This window comes from Oleiphilus sp. HI0086, from assembly GCF_001635225.1.
In genome coordinates this window covers 1-848 of sequence record NZ_LWFZ01001466.1, presented here as the reverse complement: position 1 = coordinate 848, position 848 = coordinate 1, and the positions used below count along the sequence as shown (strand labels likewise).

The following is an 848-nucleotide window of genomic DNA, read 5'->3' as shown; positions in this document are numbered from 1 at the left end:
GGGGTGAAGTAGAATGCCCAAAATATAGAGAATTTCCTCTGCCGTACCAACACCGCCAGGAAATACGATAACCCCGTGACCACAGCGCACAAAGGCTTCCAGGCGTTTTTCGATGTCTGGGAGTATAACTAGTTCATTGACGATAGGGTTTGGAGACTCGGCTGCGATAATTCCTGGCTCTGTAATGCCTATATAGCGCCGCTCTTCAAAATGCTGTTTGGCGTGGCCTATTGTGGCACCTTTCATGGGCCCCTTCATTGCGCCGGGGCCACAGCCGGTAATAATGTTTGCTTCGCGAAGGCCTAGTTGGTAGCCCACCTCTTTGGTAAATTCATATTCGCATCGATTGATAGAGTGGCCACCCCAGCAGACTATAAGCGGTGCTTGGGCGCCTTTGCGCAGCAAGTTGGCATTTCTAAGAATATGAAAGACTGCATCAGTGATGCCCTTGGAGTGTTCAAAGTCAAAATGCTGAGGGTCAAGCAGTTGGTTTTGAACGTAGAGCACATCTCTTAATACTGAAAAAAGTTGTTCCCGAATACCGCGAATCATCTTGCCATCAACAAAGGCTGAGCCAGGCGCATTTTCAATCAGCAGCTTGATACCACGAGACTGGCGTATAAATTTGATACGGAAATCTTTATAGCGCTCGATGATTTCATTGGTATCATCGACGGTGCTGCCGGTATTTAAGACCGCTAAAGCACAGCGCTTAAACAATTCATAGACCTTGGTTCGCGACAGCTCGACTAATTGTTTTACTTCATAGGCAGAAAGGATTTCAAGGGAGCCTTCAGGGGAGACTGTGGTATAGGGCATTGTCTCACAAGGTAAAATTTTGATACTGG

1 protein-coding gene is annotated in these 848 nt (G+C 47.2%); it reads right to left on the bottom strand.

The annotated features are described in order from the left end of the window. Positions 1 to 819: nucleotide 5'-monophosphate nucleosidase PpnN (ppnN, locus tag A3756_RS24910; protein WP_156490755.1), on the bottom strand; the 819-nt coding region annotated here is incomplete at its 3' end. Positions 820 to 848 lie beyond the last annotated feature (29 nt).